This is a genomic window from Micromonospora echinofusca, assembly GCF_017614955.1.
GTDB lineage: Bacteria > Actinomycetota > Actinomycetes > Mycobacteriales > Micromonosporaceae > Micromonospora > Micromonospora echinofusca_A.
The window spans coordinates 1-2,651 of record NZ_WVUH01000565.1; the positions used below are offsets into that span (position 1 = coordinate 1).

Sequence of the window (2,651 nt, forward strand, 5' to 3'; positions counted from 1 at the left end):
TCGGTGGGGTGGTGGGCCCGCCCGGCCCGAACGGGGTCAGGATGATGCCGGCGGTACGCGGGTCACCGTGGTGCACCAGCGACTCCTGGGCCAGCACGTCGTCGAAGGCGAATCCGTACGCCTTCCCGTCGACCATCTGCTCGTGCACGATCCGCGAGTAGTGGTTGGTCAGCTCGCCCTGGTAGAAGTCGGCGGCCGTGCCGCCCGGCTGCACGTCCATCCGATCGAGCGTGGTGCGGTGCAGGGCCGCGCAGAGCGTCCGGGCGATCGGCCCGACGACCAGGTCGTTGGGGGCGGCCAGAGCGCCGTCACAGCCCCACACGTCGGGGCTGGAGGGCCGGGTGAAGGTGGCGACCTGCCGGCCGGCGGTGTCGGTGAAGGTCATGGTGCTGCCGGAGGTACGGCCGAAGAACTTCACCTCGGGCTGGTAGCTGAACGGGGCGACGGTCAACGTCCTGGTGGCGTACGTCTGCCAGGCCGCCGCGATGTACGGGTCGAGGTAGGTGCGGCTGAACACGCCGGCGTCGACACCCTTGCCCGGGGCGAGTACCCGCAGCACCGTACCGTCGGCGCGGGACTGGACCAGGCCCGACCAGCCGGGCAGTGCCCGGATCTTCTCGATGACGGTGTTGCGGCCGTTGTCGCGCAGCTCGCCGGTGAGGCTGCTGACGCCGTTGCTGCCGGTGACGTGCACCGCGTGCGGTACGGCGAACATGTCCACCTGGGAGCTGTTGAGCCACAGGCCGGAGTCGTTGTAGGTGAACTCGGACCAGTCGAACAGGATGTCGCGGTTGGGGTCGCCGGGTGCCCACGGGGCAGGTTGGACGAGCCCGTCGGGGGTCAGGAGGAACTTCAGCTTCTCGCCGAAGGACATGTAGACCCGGCCGGAGAGGTTGCGGGGGATCTGGAGCGTGGTGCTGGCGCCGTTGGCCGGCCCGGGGATCGCCACGTCCGGAGCCGGTGTGGGTGGCAGCCCACCGCCCGACCAGGGGGTGAAGGCGCCGCCGGCGTTGACGTAACCGAGCCGGCCGGAGGTCAGGTCGACGCCGAGCACGTAGAGGTGGACCGTGTCGGCGCGGCCGCTGTTGTTGGCGACGGTGAAGGGCAGCAGGTTCGGACCGACGGCCTGGGCGAGCGAGGCCACCGCCACGATGGACGCGGCGGTGGCCACGGCCAGCGCGGTCACGGCATGCAGGAACCTTTTCCTGGTACGCAAGCGACGACTCCTTCACGTGCGGTCGGACATGACCCGACGCACCGGTGGTGGGGTGTGGGCAGGGCGAAGCAGGCGGTCACGGCGTGGGGGACGACGCTGTGAGAGCGCTCTCTCAGCATCTGTCGCCGCACTCCACCTGTCAATGAACACACTCCTGCCCGCCTCCGGGCGGCAACGCCGGACGGGGTACGCCCACCCCTGGCCGTACCCCGTCCGGCGCTGGTCACGGTGGCCCGGCCGGCGCCATCCGGTTCAGCCGCCGGTGGCCGACTGGCGCGCCAGGGCGACGATGTCCTCCCGGCGGAAGATCCGCCCGGCCGCGCCCCAGGTCCCCTCGGGCTGTTCGTGGATCAGCACCCAGACCCGGATCGCCTCGGCCTCGGTCAGGCCGGCTGCGCCCAGCACCGCCGAGGTGGCGTCGGCGACCAGTCCGGCCTTGCGGCGCTCGGAGAGCGCGCCCTCGGGCACGGTGGCCTCGACCAGGAAGCGGGGCTCGTCGTCCTGCGCGGTCGTCTGCGCGCCGACCGGAAGCTCGTGCAGATAGCTCCAGGCGATGGACCGGACGAACTCCGTGTCGGGCGCGCCCTCCCAGTGCAGCAGGATCGCGGCGAGTTCCTTCTGGATGCCGGCCCGGCCCTCGGGGGTCAGTGCCCCCTGCGGCGCGGTGAGCTGGATCTTGGGCATGCGGAGTCCTTTCCTCGACGCGACCAGCGTTATGACGAGCGTCATAGAACCGGGGTCAGGGTAGATTATGACGAGCGCTATAAACAAGAGGGAGGGGTGGGAGTGACCCGAGACAGTGCCGCACCCCGGCAGCGGATCGTGGCCGGAGCCGCCGACCTGATCCGACGCCGGGGGTTGGCCGGCAGCACCATCCGGGACCTTGCCGGGCACTCCGGCGCCCCACTCGGTTCGACGTACCACTACTTTCCCCGAGGCAAGCAGCAACTGGCCGCCGAGGCGATCCACCATGCCGGCCAGCGGGTCTCCGAAATCATGGAGCGGGAACTCCACGCGGGTCCGGCCGCCGCGCTGCGCGCGTTCCTGACCCTGTGGCGGCAGACACTGATCGACAACGACTTCCGCGCCGGCTGCGCCGTCCTGGCCGTCGCCGTCGAGGAACCACCTGACGACAACGGCGAGGCGGTCACCGCCGCCGCGCAGGTCTTCACCACCTGGCAGCGGAAACTCGCCGCCGCGCTCCGCCAGCACGGTGCCGAGCCGGAGCAGGCCGGTCAGGTGGCCACACTGGTGGTGGCCGGTGTGGAGGGTGCCGTGGCGATGTGCCGGGCCCAACGCGACATCCGGCCCTTCGACGACGTCGCGGCCCAACTGGATGTCCTGGTGCGTGGCGTGACGACCCCCGACGGTGCTACCGGGAATCCGGCCTGAACCGGTGCGGGCGCCCGGCCCGTGGAACCGCCCGCATCTTCGC

At 71.1% G+C, this 2,651-nt stretch carries 3 protein-coding genes; 1 reads left to right on the forward strand and 2 read right to left on the reverse strand.

The window, feature by feature from the left end; genetic code table 11:
• Both GSF22_RS32750 and GSF22_RS32755 read right to left on the reverse strand, forming a co-directional pair.
• Window positions 1–1,216, reverse strand: a 1,216-nt coding sequence (locus GSF22_RS32750; protein ID WP_208817782.1) for a beta-1,3-glucanase family protein, incomplete at its 3' end; no start/stop codon positions are given.
• Window positions 1,217–1,468: 252 nt separating this feature from the next.
• On the reverse strand, window positions 1,469–1,900 hold the full coding sequence (locus GSF22_RS32755; RefSeq protein ID WP_208817783.1) for a tautomerase family protein: 432 nt from the start codon (window positions 1,898–1,900) through the stop codon (window positions 1,469–1,471).
• A 102-nt stretch (window positions 1,901–2,002) separates the two neighbouring features.
• Here GSF22_RS32755 and GSF22_RS32760 point away from each other — a divergent pair, with 102 nt between their 5' ends.
• Window positions 2,003–2,608: a TetR/AcrR family transcriptional regulator gene (locus GSF22_RS32760; protein WP_208817784.1), complete on the forward strand. Its 606-nt coding sequence runs from the start codon at window positions 2,003–2,005 to the stop codon at window positions 2,606–2,608.
• The last annotated feature ends 43 nt before the right edge of the window (window positions 2,609–2,651 follow it).